The 17295-nt window shown below is 59.6% G+C and carries 15 protein-coding genes; 11 read left to right on the top strand and 4 right to left on the bottom strand.

The genetic code is table 11. From position 1 onward, the window contains the following. Window positions 1-15: 15 nt before the first annotated feature. On the bottom strand, window positions 16-1944 hold the full coding sequence (locus AC0J41_RS17060; protein ID WP_025111049.1) for a transglycosylase SLT domain-containing protein: 1929 nt from the start codon (window positions 1942-1944) through the stop codon (window positions 16-18). A 214-nt stretch (window positions 1945-2158) separates the two neighbouring features. Between AC0J41_RS17060 and AC0J41_RS17055 the strand changes: the two genes are divergently transcribed. Further along, a complete protein-coding gene (locus AC0J41_RS17055) occupies window positions 2159-4078 on the top strand; it encodes an ATP-binding cassette domain-containing protein (protein ID WP_025111050.1) in 1920 nt (639 codons plus the stop codon). A gap of 189 nt (window positions 4079-4267) precedes the next feature. Here AC0J41_RS17055 and AC0J41_RS17050 read toward each other — a convergent pair whose 3' ends face one another. Then, window positions 4268-4705, bottom strand: a complete 438-nt coding sequence (locus AC0J41_RS17050; protein ID WP_025111051.1) for a universal stress protein — start codon at window positions 4703-4705, stop codon at window positions 4268-4270. A gap of 104 nt (window positions 4706-4809) precedes the next feature. Between AC0J41_RS17050 and AC0J41_RS17045 the strand changes: the two genes are divergently transcribed. The 7 genes from AC0J41_RS17045 to AC0J41_RS17015 all read left to right on the top strand — a co-directional run bounded on the left by AC0J41_RS17045 (window position 4810) and on the right by AC0J41_RS17015 (window position 13217). Continuing rightward, window positions 4810-5247 (top strand): hypothetical protein, encoded by a 438-nt coding sequence (locus tag AC0J41_RS17045; protein WP_025111052.1) that lies wholly within the window; start codon window positions 4810-4812, stop codon window positions 5245-5247. Between the two features lie 527 nt (window positions 5248-5774). Then, entirely contained in the window at window positions 5775-7922 is a 2148-nt protein-coding gene (fadB, locus tag AC0J41_RS17040; RefSeq protein WP_473013115.1) for a fatty acid oxidation complex subunit alpha FadB, read from the top strand. Between the two features lie 29 nt (window positions 7923-7951). Further along, window positions 7952-9127 carry an acetyl-CoA C-acyltransferase FadA gene (gene fadA / locus AC0J41_RS17035; protein ID WP_025111054.1) on the top strand — a complete coding sequence of 392 codons (1176 nt, stop codon included), beginning with the start codon at window positions 7952-7954 and terminating at the stop codon, window positions 9125-9127. Between the two features lie 99 nt (window positions 9128-9226). Beyond that, complete coding sequence (locus AC0J41_RS17030) at window positions 9227-9463, top strand: DUF1653 domain-containing protein (protein ID WP_007961814.1); 237 nt, start codon at window positions 9227-9229, stop codon at window positions 9461-9463. 114 nt (window positions 9464-9577) lie between these two features. Continuing rightward, a complete protein-coding gene (gene topA / locus AC0J41_RS17025; RefSeq protein WP_473013114.1) occupies window positions 9578-12208 on the top strand; it encodes a type I DNA topoisomerase in 2631 nt (876 codons plus the stop codon). A 144-nt stretch (window positions 12209-12352) separates the two neighbouring features. Beyond that, a complete protein-coding gene (locus AC0J41_RS17020) occupies window positions 12353-12877 on the top strand; it encodes a DUF6586 family protein (protein WP_473013113.1) in 525 nt (174 codons plus the stop codon). Between the two features lie 106 nt (window positions 12878-12983). After that, complete coding sequence (locus AC0J41_RS17015) at window positions 12984-13217, top strand: hypothetical protein (RefSeq protein WP_003226592.1); 234 nt, start codon at window positions 12984-12986, stop codon at window positions 13215-13217. A 95-nt stretch (window positions 13218-13312) separates the two neighbouring features. Here the strand turns inward: AC0J41_RS17015 and sulA are convergent, their stop codons facing one another. Beyond that, complete coding sequence (gene sulA / locus AC0J41_RS17010; protein ID WP_473013112.1) at window positions 13313-13786, bottom strand: SOS-induced cell division inhibitor SulA; 474 nt, start codon at window positions 13784-13786, stop codon at window positions 13313-13315. Window positions 13787-13796: 10 nt separating this feature from the next. Beyond that, on the bottom strand, window positions 13797-14405 hold the full coding sequence (gene lexA, locus AC0J41_RS17005) for a transcriptional repressor LexA (protein WP_003226590.1): 609 nt from the start codon (window positions 14403-14405) through the stop codon (window positions 13797-13799). Between the two features lie 229 nt (window positions 14406-14634). Between lexA and AC0J41_RS17000 the strand changes: the two genes are divergently transcribed. The 3 genes from AC0J41_RS17000 (at window position 14635) to AC0J41_RS16990 (ending at window position 17262) form a co-directional block, all read left to right on the top strand. Beyond that, window positions 14635-15342 (top strand): TetR/AcrR family transcriptional regulator, encoded by a 708-nt coding sequence (locus tag AC0J41_RS17000; protein ID WP_007961819.1) that lies wholly within the window; start codon window positions 14635-14637, stop codon window positions 15340-15342. A gap of 158 nt (window positions 15343-15500) precedes the next feature. Next, window positions 15501-16511, top strand: a complete 1011-nt coding sequence (gene nagZ, locus AC0J41_RS16995; RefSeq protein WP_025111059.1) for a beta-N-acetylhexosaminidase — start codon at window positions 15501-15503, stop codon at window positions 16509-16511. Between the two features lie 13 nt (window positions 16512-16524). After that, window positions 16525-17262 (top strand): S-methyl-5'-thioinosine phosphorylase, encoded by a 738-nt coding sequence (locus tag AC0J41_RS16990; RefSeq protein ID WP_473013111.1) that lies wholly within the window; start codon window positions 16525-16527, stop codon window positions 17260-17262. The last annotated feature ends 33 nt before the right edge of the window (window positions 17263-17295 follow it).

Raw genomic sequence — 17295 nt, 5'->3', positions numbered from 1 at the left:
GTGTCAGCCATGTAATCACTGATCATCAAAATACCGCTCATGCCAATCCACCAGCGGTTGCGGCGAGTTGAGTTTCTGCCCGTAGATCACCGAGTAAGACAGCACGTTCTGCACGTACTGACGGGTTTCGTCGAACGGGATGCTTTCCACCCACACGTCGAAACTCAGGTGATCGGCGCCGCGCAGCCACTGGCGCACGCGGCCGGGGCCGGCGTTGTAGGCGGCGGAGGCAAGTACGCGGTTGCCGTTGAACTGGCTGTGTACCTGACTCAGGTACGCGGCGCCGAGCTGGATGTTTTTGTCCGGATCGAGCACTTGCTGCGGCGAGGCCAGCGGGATGCTGAATTTGCGCGCAGTTTCCTTGGCGGTGCCCGGCATCAGTTGCATCAGGCCGCTGGCGCCGACGCCGGAGCGGGCGTCGTCCATAAAGGCGCTTTCCTGACGGGTGATGGCGAATACCCAGCTGGAATGCAGGCCACGGACCTTGGCTTCACGCACGAGGGTGTCGCGGTGCGCCATCGGGAAGCGGATGTCCAGATCGTCCCAGTATTGCGCCTGACTGATGGTGCGGATCGCCGGGAAGTACCACTTCAGGTCGTAGGCCAGTTTGGCCTGCGCAACCATTTCGTCACGGTTGAAATGACGGCTGACGTGGTACCACTCGCGGCGACCGTCGACGATCTGTCCACGGGCATGGAATTCCAGGGCGCGACGCACGCCGGGGGTGTTGCGCACCTTGTTGATGGTCGCCTGGCTGAGTACCAGCGGCTTGTTGACCAGCGAGTAGGGCAGTTGCGAGCGGTCAGCGGCGAGGAAACCGTAGAAGTCACGTTCCTTCGCCAGATTCTTGTACAGCGTCTGCGCTTCCGGGTTCTGTGGCTGCGCCAGTTCCAGGCTGCGGGCCTGCCAGTAACGCCAGCGGTTGGTGGTCGCCAGATCCTGCGGCAGGCGACGGGTCAACTGATAGGCATCGTCCCAGCGTGCCAGGCGCAACAGCAGGCGCAGGCGCCATTCGGAAACGGTGTTGTCGCGCAGTTCCGGGTCGTATTTGGTCATCACGTCCAGCGCGCGGCTGTCGAAACGCCGGGCCAGGGTCAGGCCGATTTCCCGGGCGATCGCGACTTTCTCGTCACGGGAGAAGTGCATGCTGCTGGCGTAACCGTCGAGCAGGGCCATGGCCTTGTCCGGATCCTGACGGGCGAGACGGCGCAGGCCGAGGCTGACCACGTCGGACATTGGTTCATCTGCCGGGGTGAAACGCGACGGCTGATTCAGCAACTCTGGCTTCTGCGCCACATCCACCAGCAGGCGACCGCGCGGGGCGAGGGTGGTCAGGCCGTTGACCAGGCTGTTGGCGAGTGGATAGTTGCGCGCCTGGGCGGCGAGTTTCGTGCGTTCCCAGCGTTTCTGTTCGGTCAACTGACCGTCGGCGGCCCAGATGCCGAACAGCGCGTCACAGGCTGCCGGTTGTGATTTGCCGGTCAGCCACAGTTTGTCGGCGTTGGCGTAACCCTCGGCCTTGTGGCCGCTGCTGATCTGGTATTGCGCGTTGAGGCAGTCCAGTTCGGTGAAATTGAGTTTCGGGTCGTAATACTTGACGAAGGTTGCCCAGTCGCCACGGTCGGCGAGCCAGCGCAACCAGCGCAGCTTCATCCAGTTGGCCTGGGGCAGGTCACCGTGCTCGGCGAGGAACTTCTCGATCTCGGCATTGCTCGCGGACTTCAGGCGCGCGGTCAGTTCGTCGTAAGCCAGGTAAGGCTCCAGCGGATAATCGGCCAGGGCCTGGCTGTAACGGAAGTACGGGCCGGTATCGCCCTTGGCCAGGGCGCGCTTGGCTTCATCGTAATACTGGCGTTGGGTGGACAGGTCCACCGCCTGGGCGGATTGAGCGGCAGCGGCGGTAAGTAGCAAACAGGACAAGACACTGAAAAGGCGACTGCGCATGAGACATCCGGGCAGAGAAATCATGACAAGCACCGGCCGTGGCCAGCACTGAATTGTCTGTAGCTTAGCCTTTTGCCAGCAACGGGCGAAAGCTTTGCGGGTCTCGCAGCACAAGTTCGCAACAAATGTTGTGCAGAGTGCTTCGGCAGACAAATTGCCGGCCTGTTGAGGGCCTAACTCAGGTAGAATGCGCGCCCGGTTTTTGGAGAAGCTCATGACCCTGCTCAAATTCAGCGATGTGTCCCTTGCATTCGGCGCGATGCCGTTGTTGGACAAGGTGTCCTGGCAGATCGCCCGTGGTGAGCGGGTGTGCATCATCGGCCGCAACGGCACTGGCAAGTCCAGCATGATGAAACTGGTCAAGGGCGACCAGAAGCCCGATGACGGCTCGGTGTGGCGTGCCCCCGGTCTGAAAATCGGCGAATTGCCGCAAGAATTGCCGGTGGCCGACGAGCGGACCGTGTTCGACGTGGTTGCCGAGGGCCTCGATGGCGTTGGCGCCTTGCTCGCCGAATATCATCACCTGAGCCAGAACATCGTCACCGACGCCGATCTGGACAAGCTGATGCACGTTCAGCACGACCTCGAAGCCCGTGACGGCTGGCGTTTACAGACCCTGGTCGACAGCACACTGAGCCGCCTGCAACTGCCTGCCGACAAGACCCTCGCCGAGTTGTCCGGCGGCTGGCGTCGTCGCGTGCTGCTGGCACAGGCGCTGGTGTCCGAACCGGATCTGCTGCTGCTCGACGAACCGACCAACCACCTGGACATCGGTGCGATTGCCTGGCTCGAAGAAGCGCTGAAGGATTTCCAGGGCGCCGTGCTGTTCATCACGCACGACCGTTCCTTCCTGCAAAACCTTGCCACGCGCATCCTCGAACTGGATCGCGGCGGCCTGATCGACTGGAACGGCGACTACGCCAGTTTCCTTGTGCACAAAGAAGCCGCTCTGGCCGCTGAAGAAACCGCCAACGCGCTGTTCGACAAGCGTCTGGCTCAGGAAGAAGTTTGGATCCGTCAGGGCATCAAGGCCCGTCGTACCCGTAACGAAGGCCGCGTGCGCGCCTTGAAAGCCCTGCGTGTTGAGCGCAGCGAGCGTCGCGAACGCACCGGCAAGGCCAACATTCAGCTGGAAACTGCTGACAAGTCCGGCAAGCAAGTGATGGTGTTGGAAAATGTCAGCTTCCATCACCCGGACGGCCCGTTCCTGATCAAGGACTTCTCGATGGTCCTGCAGCGCGGCGACCGTATCGGACTGCTGGGCGCTAACGGTACCGGCAAGACCACCCTGTTGAAACTGATGCTCAACGGTCTGCAACCGACCAGCGGCAAAGTGGAAGAGGGCACCCGGATTGACGTGGCCTACTTCGACCAGTTGCGCCATCAGCTGGACCTGGAAAAAACCGTGATCGATAACGTCGCCGAAGGTCGTGACTTCATCGACATCGACGGCCAGAGCCGCCACGTGCTGAGCTACCTCGGTGACTTCCTGTTCAGCCCGCAGCGTGCCCGCACGCCGGTGAAGGCGTTGTCCGGCGGCGAGCGTGCGCGCTTGCTGTTGGCGAAACTGTTCAGCAAACCGGCGAACCTGCTGGTGCTCGATGAACCGACCAACGACCTCGACGTGGAAACCCTCGAACTGCTCGAAGAAGTGCTGCTGACCTTCAACGGCACTGTGCTGATGGTCAGCCACGACCGGGCATTCCTCGACAACGTGGTCACCAGCACGCTGGTCTTCGAAGGTGAAGGCAAGGTTCGTGAATACGTCGGTGGCTATCAGGACTGGATCCGTCAGGGCGGCTCGCCGCGCCTGCTGGGCGTGACCGAGAGCAAGTCCGGCAAGGCTGACCTGAATTCGGCGGTGGTCACCGCTGAGCCTGCGCCAGTTGCTGCACCTGCTGCTGCCCCCGCCGCCAAGAAGAAGCTGAGCTACAAGCTGCAGCGCGAGTTGGAAGCGTTGCCGGGTGACATCGACGCCAAGGAGCAGCAGATTGCTGCCGTCGAGGCTGAAATGGCCGAAGCCGGCTTCTACCAGCGCCCAGCGGCCGAGACTGCCAAGGTGATTGCTTCGCTTGAGCAGTTGCAGGCTGAGCTTGATGCATTGGTGGAGCGTTGGGCCGAGCTGGATGCCTGATTGATCCGCTAACAAAAAAGCCCGGCGCTCAGTGATGAGCGCCGGGCTTTTCATATGCAATGCGATCTACAGGCCAAGGTAGATCAAATGTGGAACAGGCTTGCTCGCGAAGGCGTTGTGTCGGCCGAGATCAATGGAAGGTGCGCCGACGCTTTCGCGAGCAATCCGGCTTCCACCGGTTCATGTGTTTCAGCGTTTGACCAGGTGTACGGCGAGTACGTCGCATGGCGCTCCGTGCAGCACATCATTCGCGGTCGAACCCAGCAGCAGCGCCAAGCCGTGACGGCCATGGCTGCCGACCACGATCAGGTCACACAGTTGCTCCTTGGCGAAGTGGTGGATCTCCTGGCGTGGCTGGCCGTAGGTCAGATGGCAGTTGGCGCCTTCAAGCTCGGTGTATTTGAGTTTCAGGCGCTCAAGGCGCTCCTTGGCCTGATCGAACTGTTGCTGTTGCAGTTGTGACAGATCCATTGGCACATCGCCGCCGAACGCCATGGCCATCGGTTCGACGATATGCACCAGCGACAGCTTGGCGCCATTGCTCACCGACAGCTCTCGGGCGCGGTGGATCACTGGGTCGCACTCTTCGGTCAGATCTACGGCGACCAGGATGTGGGAGTAGGGCATGAGGTGCTCCTCGTGACAGTTCAATATTGTTAAGTATGGCTGGTTTCAAGCGCATTGGTTCCAAAGTGACACAATGCGCTTACCTATAAGTCGGGAGTAGAGATATGACGGTCTGGTTGGTGGTGTCAATCCTGCTGGTGGTTCTGAGTCCACTGGCATGGTTGCGCCCATCGCGCGTGCAGAGCGGCCGTATGGCCCTGCGCATGGAGGCGCGGCGCATCGGGCTGGCCATGCAACTGGCGCCTCAGGAGTGGCCGCACTGGCTGTCTCAGGAGCCCCCGAGCCCGTGTGCGCAATACCATCGACCGCGGCGTGGCAGTCAGCCGGCGTGCTGGACCTATTGGCAGAAATCGCCGGGGGTGTGGGTCAATCAATGGCAGGAAGTCTGCGAAGACCGGGCGCTGCTCAATCATTTCGAAAAATTGCCAGGCAATGTCTTCAAGGTCGAGGCCGACAAGCAAATGATCGCCTTGTACTGGGGCGAGAAGGGTGAGGCCACGGTCTTGCAGGATATCGACGCGACTCTGAAAGCGCTGGCATGACTCACGGACTTTTCCCACTGCAAGGGTGGGGAGCGTCCGGCAGACGAGCAATAAAAAGCCCGACATGATTCATCGGGCGGGGTGGCCAGGCAGGCCGGTAACTGTTTTTATCGCTGACTCGACTTTGCGCGGTCAGCGAATCTCCCTGTAGTCCAGCCAGCGTAGCCTGTTAAACAAGGCCCGCGGTGAATTAGGGCGACTTTTCTAACTATTGATTCTATGAATGGCTTTGCATGCAGCGCCGTGTTGCAGCTCTGTATGCGACGGAAGTGACCGCAAAGTCGCATTTCAACCCGTATTTTGGGCGATTGACAATTGCTGGAAATTCCGTGAAGGTGACGTACCCAAATCAAACGGGCGTATGAATTGAGCGTTTGTCTTACAGACTGCTCCTACAGAATCCCGACTATCGCGTTGGCGGGTGTGCCGGGTGGATTGGCGTCAGCATCGACGAAAAAGCGTCCTGCCGAGCCATTTACCTGCGTCCGACGTGTACTGTTCAGCTTCCATATCGTGGAGATCAGTTGATGATTTACGAAGGTAAAGCCATCACGGTTAAAGCTCTTGAAAGTGGCATCGTCGAATTGAAATTCGACCTCAAGGGTGAGTCCGTCAACAAGTTCAACCGTCTTACCCTGAACGAACTGCGTCAGGCCGTAGACACCATCAAGGCAGATGCTTCGATCAAGGGCGTGATCGTCAGCAGTGGCAAGGACGTATTCATCGTCGGCGCCGACATCACCGAATTTGTCGACAACTTCAAGCTGCCGGATGCCGAGCTGGTTGCTGGCAATCTCGAAGCCAACAAGATCTTCAGCGATTTCGAAGACCTCAACGTTCCGACCGTGGCCGCGATCAACGGCATTGCCCTGGGTGGCGGTCTGGAAATGTGCCTGGCAGCTGACTATCGCGTCATGTCGACCAAGGCCAAGATCGGTCTGCCGGAAGTCAAACTGGGCATCTACCCAGGCTTCGGCGGTACTGTGCGTCTGCCACGTCTGATCGGTGTCGACAACGCCATCGAATGGATTGCCGCCGGCAAGGAAAACCGCCCTGAAGACGCCCTGAAAGTCAGCGCCGTCGACGCCGTGGTTGCTCCAGAGAAGCTGCAGGAAGCTGCCCTTGAACTGATCAAACGCGCCATCTCCGGCGAGTTCGACTTCAAGGCCAAGCGTCAGCCGAAACTTGAAAAACTCAAGCTGAACGCCATTGAACAAATGATGGCTTTCGAAACCGCCAAAGGTTTCGTGGCAGGCCAGGCTGGCCCGAACTACCCGGCGCCGGTTGAAGCGATCAAAACCATCCAGAAAGCCGCGAACTTCGGTCGTGACAAAGCGCTGGAAGTCGAAGCCGCCGGTTTCGTCAAACTGGCCAAGACCTCTGCCGCGCAGAGCTTGATCGGTTTGTTCCTGAACGATCAGGAATTGAAGAAAAAGGCCAAGGCCTACGACGAAATCGCCAAAGATGTGAAACAGGCCGCTGTATTGGGCGCTGGCATCATGGGTGGCGGTATCGCTTATCAGTCGGCCTCCAAAGGTACGCCGATCCTGATGAAGGACATCAACGAGCACGGTATCGAGCAGGGTCTGGCCGAAGCCGCCAAACTGCTGGTTGGCCGCGTTGACAAGGGCCGCATGACCGCTGCGAAAATGGCTGAAGTGCTCAACGGTATTCGTCCGACCCTGTCCTACGGCGACTTCGGTCACGTCGATCTGGTTGTCGAAGCTGTGGTCGAGAACCCGAAGGTCAAGCAAGCCGTGCTGGCTGAAGTTGAAGGTCAGGTCAAAGAGGACACAATCCTCGCGTCCAACACCTCGACCATTTCCATCAGCCTGCTGGCCAAGGCCCTCAAGCGTCCGGAAAACTTCGTCGGCATGCACTTCTTCAACCCGGTGCACATGATGCCACTGGTGGAAGTGATCCGTGGCGAGAAGTCCAGCGAGCTGGCTGTTGCCACCACCGTTGCCTACGCCAAGAAAATGGGCAAGAACCCGATCGTCGTCAACGACTGCCCGGGCTTCCTGGTCAACCGTGTGCTGTTCCCGTACTTCGGCGGTTTCGCCAAACTGGTCAGCGCCGGTGTGGACTTCGTCCGTATCGACAAGGTCATGGAAAAATTCGGCTGGCCGATGGGCCCGGCGTACCTGATGGACGTGGTCGGCATCGACACCGGCCACCATGGTCGTGACGTAATGGCTGAAGGCTTCCCGGATCGTATGAAGGATGACCGTCGTTCGGCCATCGACGTGCTTTACGAAGCCAAGCGCCTGGGCCAGAAGAACGGCAAGGGCTTTTACGCCTACGAGGCTGACAAGAAAGGCAAGCAGAAGAAAGTCGCTGATCCGTCGGTGCTGGAAGTGCTCAAGCCGATCGTTTACGAGCAGCGCGAAGTCACTGACGAAGACATCATCAACTGGATGATGATCCCGCTGTGCCTGGAAACCGTGCGCTGCCTGGAAGACGGCATCGTTGAAACCGCCGCCGAAGCCGACATGGGTCTGGTCTACGGTATCGGTTTCCCTCCATTCCGTGGCGGTGCGCTGCGCTACATCGATTCGATCGGTGTTGCCGAGTTCGTTGCCCTGGCTGACCAGTACGCTGATTTGGGCGCGCTGTACCACCCGACCGCGAAGCTGCGTGAGATGGCCAAAAACGGCCAGAGCTTCTTCGGTTAAGCGCCCCCAACTAGAGTGAGAGTGAACTTATGAGCTTGAATCCTAGAGACGTCGTGATTGTCGACTTCGGTCGTACTCCGATGGGCCGCTCCAAGGGCGGCATGCACCGCAACACCCGCGCCGAAGACATGTCGGCGCACCTGATCAGCAAATTGCTGGAACGCAACACCAAGGTCGATCCTGCTGAAGTCGAGGACGTGATCTGGGGCTGCGTCAACCAGACCCTGGAGCAGGGCTGGAACATCGCGCGCATGGCGTCGCTGATGACCCAGATCCCACACACTTCGGCCGGCCAGACTGTCAGCCGCCTGTGCGGCTCGTCGATGAGTGCGCTGCACACGGCTGCGCAAGCGATCATGACCGGTAACGGTGACGTGTTCGTGGTTGGCGGCGTCGAGCATATGGGGCACGTCAGCATGATGCACGGCGTCGATCCGAACCCGCACATGTCGCTGTACGCGGCGAAAGCTTCGGGCATGATGGGCCTGACCGCAGAAATGCTGGGCAAGATGCATGGCATCACCCGTGAGCAGCAGGATGCCTTTGGCGTGCGCTCCCACCAACTCGCCCACAAAGCGACTGTGGAAGGCAAGTTCAAAGACGAAATCATCCCGATGCAGGGCTACGACGAAAACGGCTTCCTGAAGCTGTTCGACTACGACGAAACCATTCGTCCGGAAACCACCCTGGAAAGTCTGGCGGCCCTCAAGCCTGCCTTCAATCCAAAGGGCGGCACCGTGACAGCCGGTACTTCGTCGCAAATCACCGATGGTGCTTCGTGCATGATCGTGATGTCGGCGCAGCGTGCTCAGGACCTGGGGATCCAGCCGATGGCCGTGATCCGTTCGATGGCAGTGGCGGGTGTGGATCCGGCGATCATGGGCTATGGTCCAGTGCCGGCTACTCAAAAAGCCCTGAAGCGTGCGGGCCTTGGCATCAACGATATCGACTTCTTCGAGCTCAACGAAGCTTTCGCCGCACAGGCCCTGCCAGTGCTGAAAGATCTGAAAGTACTCGACAAGATGAACGAGAAGGTTAACCTGCACGGCGGCGCGATCGCCCTGGGTCACCCGTTCGGTTGCTCCGGTGCCCGTATCTCCGGCACCTTGCTGAACGTGATGAAGCAGAATAGCGGCACCTTCGGGGTGGCCACTATGTGCATTGGTCTCGGCCAAGGCATCTCCACCGTCTTCGAACGCGTTTAAGCGTCTCGTCGATGGAAGCCGGGGCCAAGTGCCCCGGTTTTTGTTTTTGTGGATTTATTTTTGTATTTATTTTGAAAAAAATTGAGTGAGGGCCAAAACATGCCGATACAACCTGGGCTCTACCAACATTACAAAGGTCCGCAGTACCGCGTATTCAGTGTCGCGCGGCATTCCGAGACCGAAGAAGAAGTGGTCTTTTACCAAGCCCTGTATGGGGATTACGGCTTTTGGGTGCGCCCTTTGAGCATGTTTGTCGAGTCGGTCGAGGTTGACGGCGAGCAGGTGCCACGCTTTGCTTTGGTGCAAGCCGAACCGAGCCTTTTTTCCAAGGCATAAGGCGAGTGCGCACAGAACCCTGTGCTTGACCTCACCTTGTATCAACTATATATAGCGGTGCCGCGTCAGGCGCCAACCGCCTTTCACTTCTAGAATTCAGGAATTTTCTGATCCATGGGCAAATCGCTGGTCATTGTGGAATCCCCGGCTAAGGCCAAGACCATCAACAAGTATCTGGGTAACCAATACGTGGTGAAGTCGAGTATCGGCCATATCCGAGACCTGCCCACCAGCGGTTCGGCTAGCGCCAGCAAAGAGCCAGCCGCCAAGCGCGGTAAGGCTGCCGCGGGCGAAGGTCCGGTGCTCTCCCCTAAAGAGAAGGCGCGCAAGCAGCTGGTCTCGCGCATGGGTGTCGATCCCGATCATGGCTGGAAAGCCAAGTACGAGATCCTCCCGGGCAAGGAGAAGGTCATCGAAGAGCTGCGCCGGCTCGCCAAAGATGCTGACACCATCTATCTCGCAACCGACTTGGATCGCGAGGGGGAAGCCATTGCCTGGCACCTGCGCGAAGCCATCGGTGGTGACGACAGCCGCTACAAGCGCGTGGTGTTCAACGAGATCACCAAGAAGGCGATTCAGGAAGCCTTCTCCGAGCCTGGCGAACTGGACATCGATCGTGTAAACGCTCAGCAGGCGCGTCGCTTCCTTGACCGCGTCGTGGGTTACATGGTTTCGCCACTGCTGTGGTCGAAAATCGCCCGTGGCCTGTCCGCCGGCCGCGTGCAATCGGTTGCCGTGAAGCTGGTAGTCGAGCGTGAGCGTGAAATCCGTGCGTTCAACCCGGAAGAGTACTGGGAAGTTCACGCTGACCTCGGCACCGCCAAAGGCTCGACCGTGCGTTTCGAAGTAGCTCGCGAGAAAGGCGAAGCCTTCAAGCCGCTCAACGAAGCTCAGGCCATGGCCGCGCTGGAGAAGCTCAAGTCTTCCAGCTACAGCATCGTCAAGCGCGAAGACAAGCCGACAAGCAGCAAGCCTTCGGCGCCGTTCATCACGTCCACCCTGCAGCAGGCCGCGAGTAACCGCCTGGGCTTCGGCGTGAAGAAAACCATGATGATGGCCCAGCGTCTGTACGAAGCCGGCTACATCACTTATATGCGTACCGACTCGACCAACCTCTCGGCCGATGCCGTGGCGATGGCGCGTACCTACATCGAAGACGAGTTCGGCAAGAAGTACCTGCCGGAAACGCCAAACGTCTACAGCAGCAAAGAAGGCGCACAGGAGGCTCACGAAGCGATTCGTCCTTCCGACGCCAACACCACACCGAGCAAGCTTGCAGGCATGGAGCGTGATGCCGAGCGCCTCTACGAGCTGATCTGGCGCCAGTTCCTCGCTTGCCAGATGCTGCCGGCGCAATACCTGTCGACCACTGTCAGCGTAGGTGCTGGCGACTTCGAGCTGCGTGCCAAGGGCCGTATTCTGAAGTTCGACGGTTACACCCGCGTGATGCCGCAGATCGCCAAGCCTGGCGATGACGACGTTCTGCCGGACATGGCGCAGGGCGACGTGATGAAGTTGATCAAGCTTGATCCGTCCCAGCACTTCACCAAGCCGCCGGCACGCTACTCCGAAGCCAGCCTGGTCAAGGAAATGGAAAAGCGCGGTATCGGTCGTCCTTCGACCTACGCTGCGATCATTTCGACCATTCAGGATCGCGGCTATGTGACCCTGCACAACCGTCGTTTTTATTCGGAAAAGATGGGTGACATCGTCACCGAGCGTTTGTCGGAGAGCTTCTCGAACCTGATGGACTACGGCTTCACTGCCGGCATGGAAGAGAACCTCGATGACGTGGCCCAGGGCGAGCGCGACTGGAAAAACGTGCTGGACGAGTTCTACGGCGATTTCAAAAAGAAACTCGAAGTAGCCGAAAACCCGGATAGCGGCATGCGTGCCAACCAGCCGGTCATGACCGACATTCCTTGCACCACGTGCGGTCGTCCGATGCAGATCCGTACTGCATCGACCGGTGTGTTCCTCGGTTGCTCGGGCTACAGCCTGCCGCCGAAAGAGCGCTGCAAGGCCACTGTCAATCTGGTGCCGGGCGACGAGATTGCCGCAGACGACGAAGGCGAGTCGGAATCGTTGGTACTGCGTGGCAAGCATCGCTGCCCGATCTGCAGCACGGCGATGGACGCTTACCTGCTCGACGAGAAGCGCAAGCTGCACATCTGCGGTAACAACCCGGATTGCGCTGGCTACGAAATCGAAGAAGGCAGCTATCGCATCAAGGGCTACGAAGGCCCGAGCCTGGAATGCGACAAGTGCGGCAGCGAGATGCAGCTCAAGACTGGCCGTTTCGGCAAGTTCTTCGGGTGCACCAACCCGACGTGCAAAAACACCCGCAAACTGCTCAAGAGCGGTGATGCGGCGCCGCCGAAGATGGACCCGGTGAAGATGCCTGAGCTGAAATGCGAAAAGGTCAACGACACCTACATCCTGCGCGACGGTGCGTCCGGTCTGTTCCTGGCAGCCAGCCAGTTCCCGAAAAATCGTGAGACCCGTGCTCCGCTGGTGATCGAAATTCTGCCGCACAAGGACGAGATCGATCCGAAGTATCACTTCCTGTGCGAAGCGCCGCAGAAGGATCCTGATGGTCTGCCAGCCGTTATCCGCTACAGCCGCAAGACCAAGGAGCAATACGTGCAGACCGAGGTCGACGGCAAGCCTACCGGCTGGAAAGCTTACTACGACGGTGGCAAGTGGACCGTTGAAGACAAGCGCACGAAAGCCAAGGCTGAGTAAGCGCTAGTCCGATACACAAAAGGCCGCATGATGACCCTCGGGTTTTCATGCGGCCTTTTTGTTTTGTGCTTGCGGTGGGATCGGCTGATCCATGACACTGTCCGGCCTGTGTGACGCAATTATTTCGTTGTGGAGACTGCCGGCATGGCGTACGAACTCTATACCCGCACCAATCAGAAGATCTATTTTGCCGGCCTGTCGCTGGAAGCCCTGGCTCGCGCCGAAGAAGGCCGGGCGATGAACTCGTTGGCGTTGATTCAGGCAGGGCGTGAATCGGCGTTGTTCCACCTTTACGGAGCGCTTTTGGGGCTGTGTCATGAGATCGCCGGTTTCTACCGTTTGCCTCAGGCTAATGCGCCGCGGGCAGAAACGCTTCTGACTCGTGAGGTTCTGGAATCGATTGCGATCCCTGAGTTGGCGGAGATGGTTGAGCTGGCCGGCAATCCTGAAACCTGGCTGGCGAAACTGTTGGCGGCACATTCGGCGCTGTTCCAGCCACCACGGGTGCCACACAAGCCAAAGGGTGATGTGACACAGCCATTGATTCAGGCCGTTAATCTGGATGAAGAGGAGGCGCCGCAGGAGTTGAGTCGCGAAGAGTTGGAGAGCTGGCGGCAGAATCTCAAGGGGCTGGCCATTCGTTTTCGCGAAGGCTTGAACGAATGCTGAAGACAATTGACACGGTGGCAATCTGAAACATGCTGCTGGTCAAGATCCCGAGCGAAGCCCGAATGATGTCTATATAATCCCTGCCTTTCGTGGAGAACAGACCTATATGCCAACGTCCTTTCTAGAAATTGTCGAGTTACCAGACGGCCGAATCGAACTGCGCAGGGCTGAGGACGAGGGTTCTCTGGTGACGCTGGATTTCTCCGAGGATGCCAAGGCGTTCCTGCAAGGCCAGCACGTGGAAATCGCCAAGGCGATGTTGAGCGTCGGCGTGCAGATGGCCGGTCGTATGGTTGAAGGCGAATTTGATAAGGAAGAGGGGCCGCGGGTTCTTCACTGATCCCCTGCCTTTCGGCGTTAGCCGGTACTGTATCAAGTCGGCTTCTCTGTCCCTGGAGAAGCCATGCGCTTCACACAGCGCGCGTTACAAGTGAATCAACCCAATCGAATGTTCAAGCTCTGCGCGTCGCCTATGCGGGCAGCGCTGATCAGTTGTTGCCGTGAGCCGGTGTTCAGCGGGTTGAGCCAGGTCACGACCGTGTGGCTGCGACCCAGGCGCAGTGCTTCACACGCCAGTTGCTGAGCGCTTTGCGCGCCCCGTGGCTGCAGCAGCAGGATGCGTTCGCGGTTCAGGCCGGCCTCGCGCAGCCAGGTCTGGGTCAGGCTGGCAGGCGGGGCTATCAGTGTCAGCCAGCGTGCGTCCTGATCCTCGCTCAGTTCGCGAAGGATCGGGGCGAGCAGGTTCAGGCAGTTCCCTGCTGCACCGCGCAGTGACAGCTCACTGAATACTTCCGGTTCGGCAATCCAGGGGCGCTCGACCGCGTCTTTCAGGGTCGGCGCCATCGGTTGTGCCAGAAACGCTTCGAATAAAGGCAGTTGTGTTTGCTGAGGTGTGTGTGGGAACTGCATAAAGCCTCCTTTAGCGGCGGATTACGCCGACACTCAAGCCTTCGATCACCAGTTCCTGATCTTTCAGGTCCACTTCAATAGGGGCGAACTCGGGGTTTTCGGCAATCAGCCAGACCTTGCTGCCTTCACGCTTGAAGCGCTTGACGGTGACTTCGTCACCGATACGTGCAACCACGACCTGGCCATTGCGTGCCTCGCGGGTGGTATGCACCGCCAGCAGGTCACCGTCGAAAATGCCGATGTCCTTCATGCTCATGCCGTGCACGCGCAGCAGATAGTCGGCGCGGGGATGGAAGAAGGCCGGGTTGATGTTGCAGGATTCTTCGATGTGCTGCTGGGCGAGGATCGGTGCGCCGGCGGCGACCCGGCCAATGATCGGCAGGGTGGAGTCGTCAGCCTTGGCTTCGAAGCCCGGGATGCGAATGCCGCGCGAGGCGCCTGGGGTCATCTCGATGGCGCCTTTGCGGGCGAGCGCCTTGAGGTGTTCTTCAGCCGCGTTCGGCGATTTGAAGCCCAGCTCCTGAGCGATTTCCGCGCGGGTTGGCGGGTAGCCGTTGTCTTCAAGGCAACGTTTGATAAAGGCCAGAATCTCGGCTTGGCGTGGCGTCAGCTTTAGCATATTGATCGCTCTGTCTTTTTATACAGTGACTGGGATTATATACAGTGAAGCGGTCTTGGCAATGCCCGTTTTTTTGCAGGCCGCCGGACGGTCGGCGGCCACGCTTATTAATGGCGCGGGTGAGTGTGGTTAAATAGCTGACCGACCATTCCCAAAACGAACTGGCAGGCTTGACAAGGCACAGGCTGAAACGTATGTTTCAAACAAGTGTTTGTCAGGCGGAGTAGCCATGGCCCAGTCGGAAACCGTTGAACGCATTCTTGATGCTGCCGAACAGTTGTTCGCGGAGAAAGGTTTCGCGGAAACCTCATTGCGTTTGATCACCAGCAAGGCCGGCGTCAACCTGGCTGCGGTGAACTATCATTTCGGCTCCAAGAAAGCCCTGATCCAGGCAGTGTTCTCGCGCTTCCTCGGGCCGTTCTGCATCAGCCTCGATAAAGAGCTGGAGCGGCGTCAGGCCAAACCTGAAAACAAGCCGACGCTTGAAGAACTGCTGGAGATCCTCGTTGAGCAGGCGCTGGTGGTGCAGCCACGCAGCGGTAATGACCTGTCGATCTTCATGCGCTTGCTGGGCCTGGCGTTCAGTCAGAGCCAGGGCCACCTGCGTCGTTATCTGGAAGACATGTACGGCAAGGTGTTCCGCCGTTACATGCTGCTGGTCAATGAGGCAGCCCCACGGATTCCGCCTATCGAGCTGTTCTGGCGCGTGCACTTCATGCTCGGTGCGGCGGCGTTCAGCATGTCGGGGATCAAGGCCTTGCGTGCGATTGCCGAGACCGATTTCGGCGTCAACACCTCGATCGAGCAGGTGATGCGCCTGATGGTGCCGTTCCTCGCTGCCGGCATGCGCGCCGAAACCGGTGTCACCGACCCTGCGATGGCGACAGCCCAACTTCGCCCCCGCAGCAAATCGACCCCGGTGGCCGCCAAGGTTTAACCGCGCACGGGTGGGCGCGGCAGTTTACATCCGCTAAGCTAGCCGCCCATGTCGACTCTCGTTCTGAACCCGTTTCCCATGACCATCGCCAACCTGCCGGGCACTGCCCTCGGTGGCGATGTCGTGCGGGACGGGTTTTTCGTTTTCAAGGAATCTCTATGACTGCTGGCCTGCAAGGCTCGTTGATGGTGGACGTCGCCGGTACCTGGCTGACGGCCGAGGATCGCCAATTGTTGCGCCAGCCCGAAGTGGGCGGCCTGATCATTTTTGCCCGTAATATCGAGCATCCGCGCCAGGTGCGGGAGTTGAGCGCCGCGATTCGCGCCATTCGCCCGGACCTGTTGCTGGCGGTGGACCAGGAGGGTGGTCGTGTGCAGCGCTTGCGTCAGGGCTTTGTGCGCTTGCCGGCGATGCGCGCCATTGCTGACAATCCGAATGCCGAATACCTCGCCGAGCAATGCGGCTGGATCATGGCCACTGAGGTGCTGGCGGTCGGCCTCGACCTGAGTTTCGCCCCGGTGCTGGACCTGGACTACCAGCGCAGCGCCGTGGTCGGCACCCGGTCGTTCGAGGGTGACCCCGAGCGCGCCGCATTGCTTGCCGGAGCGTTTATCCGCGGCATGAACAGCGCCGGCATGGCTGCCACCGGAAAGCATTTCCCCGGTCATGGCTGGGCTGAAGCCGACTCCCACGTGGCCATCCCGAACGACGAGCGCAGTCTCGACGAAATCCGCGCCAACGACCTCGTGCCGTTCGCCAGGCTCAGCAAGCAACTGGCGGCGGTGATGCCGGCGCATGTGATTTATCCGCAAGTCGATTCGCAGCCTGCCGGTTTCTCCCGCCGCTGGTTGCAGGACATCCTGCGCGGCGAGTTGCAATTTGACGGTGTGATCTTCAGCGACGACCTGTCGATGGCCGGCGCCCACGTGGTCGGTGACGCCGCCAGCCGTATCGAGGCCGCGCTCAGCGCTGGTTGCGACATGGGCCTGGTGTGCAACGACCGTGCTGCGGCCGAACTGGCCCTGAGCGCTGCACAACGGATGAAGGTCAAACCGTCCGCGCGCATTGCGCGGATGCGCGGACAGGCGTTTGCCAGCACCGACTATCGTCAGGATCCGCGTTGGCTCACTGCCATCGGCGCGCTCAAAGACGCTCAATTGATCGATTAAGGACTCATTCGTTATGACGGTTTACGCAATCATCGGTGGCACCGGCCTGACTCAGCTTGAAGGCTTGAGCATTCGTCAGTCGTTGGCGGTGGATACGCCTTATGGTGCGCCGTCGGCTGAAGTGCAGGTCGGCGAGTACGCTGGCAAGGAAGTGCTGTTCCTCGCCCGTCACGGCCATCCGCACCGCTTCCCGCCACACAAGGTCAACTACCGCGCCAACCTGTGGGCCCTGAAGCAGGCCGGCGCCGAGGCGATCATCGCGGTCAACGCGGTGGGTGGGATTCATCCCGCCATGGGCACTGGACACTTCTGCGTTCCGCATCAGATCGTCGACTACACCAGCGGTCGCGAGCACACGTTTTTCGCCGATGATCTGGAACACGTCACTCACATCGACTTCAGCTTCCCCTACAGCGAGCCGTTGCGTCAGCAATTGATCGCCGCGCTGGCTGCTGAAGGCTGCGAGTACAGCGATCAAGGCGTGTATGCCTGCACCCAGGGCCCGCGCCTGGAAACGGTGGCGGAGATCGTGCGTCTGGAGCGCGACGGCTGCGACATCGTTGGCATGACCGGCATGCCGGAAGCGGCATTGGCCCGTGAGCTGGACCTTGATTACGCCTGCCTGTCGCTGGTGGTGAACCCGGCAGCGGGCAAGACCACGGCGGTGATCACCATGGCCGAGATCGAGCAGGCGCTGCATGACGGGATGGGCCAGGTGAAGTCGACGTTGGCGCGGGTGCTCAAGGGCTGAGTCTGGCTTCGGACCGAGTCGACCCATTCGCGA

The organism is Pseudomonas sp. Arb-4-2C (assembly GCF_055755015.1).
This window is presented reverse-complemented; position numbering and strand designations above follow the sequence as displayed.

Excerpts from the sequence above, each read along its gene's own strand:
- AC0J41_RS17060 (WP_025111049.1), bottom strand. The coding sequence starts at position 1,944 with ATGCGCAGTCGCCTTTTCAGTGTCTTGTCCTGTTTGCTACTTACCGCC.
- AC0J41_RS17055 (WP_025111050.1), top strand. The coding sequence starts at position 2,159 with ATGACCCTGCTCAAATTCAGCGATGTGTCCCTTGCATTCGGCGCGATG.
- AC0J41_RS17050 (WP_025111051.1), bottom strand. The coding sequence starts at position 4,705 with ATGCCCTACTCCCACATCCTGGTCGCCGTAGATCTGACCGAAGAGTGC.
- AC0J41_RS17045 (WP_025111052.1), top strand. The coding sequence starts at position 4,810 with ATGACGGTCTGGTTGGTGGTGTCAATCCTGCTGGTGGTTCTGAGTCCA.
- fadB (WP_473013115.1), top strand. The coding sequence starts at position 5,775 with ATGATTTACGAAGGTAAAGCCATCACGGTTAAAGCTCTTGAAAGTGGC.
- fadA (WP_025111054.1), top strand. The coding sequence starts at position 7,952 with ATGAGCTTGAATCCTAGAGACGTCGTGATTGTCGACTTCGGTCGTACT.
- AC0J41_RS17030 (WP_007961814.1), top strand. The coding sequence starts at position 9,227 with ATGCCGATACAACCTGGGCTCTACCAACATTACAAAGGTCCGCAGTAC.
- topA (WP_473013114.1), top strand. The coding sequence starts at position 9,578 with ATGGGCAAATCGCTGGTCATTGTGGAATCCCCGGCTAAGGCCAAGACC.
- AC0J41_RS17020 (WP_473013113.1), top strand. The coding sequence starts at position 12,353 with ATGGCGTACGAACTCTATACCCGCACCAATCAGAAGATCTATTTTGCC.
- AC0J41_RS17015 (WP_003226592.1), top strand. The coding sequence starts at position 12,984 with ATGCCAACGTCCTTTCTAGAAATTGTCGAGTTACCAGACGGCCGAATC.
- sulA (WP_473013112.1), bottom strand. The coding sequence starts at position 13,786 with ATGCAGTTCCCACACACACCTCAGCAAACACAACTGCCTTTATTCGAA.
- lexA (WP_003226590.1), bottom strand. The coding sequence starts at position 14,405 with ATGCTAAAGCTGACGCCACGCCAAGCCGAGATTCTGGCCTTTATCAAA.
- AC0J41_RS17000 (WP_007961819.1), top strand. The coding sequence starts at position 14,635 with ATGGCCCAGTCGGAAACCGTTGAACGCATTCTTGATGCTGCCGAACAG.
- nagZ (WP_025111059.1), top strand. The coding sequence starts at position 15,501 with ATGACTGCTGGCCTGCAAGGCTCGTTGATGGTGGACGTCGCCGGTACC.
- AC0J41_RS16990 (WP_473013111.1), top strand. The coding sequence starts at position 16,525 with ATGACGGTTTACGCAATCATCGGTGGCACCGGCCTGACTCAGCTTGAA.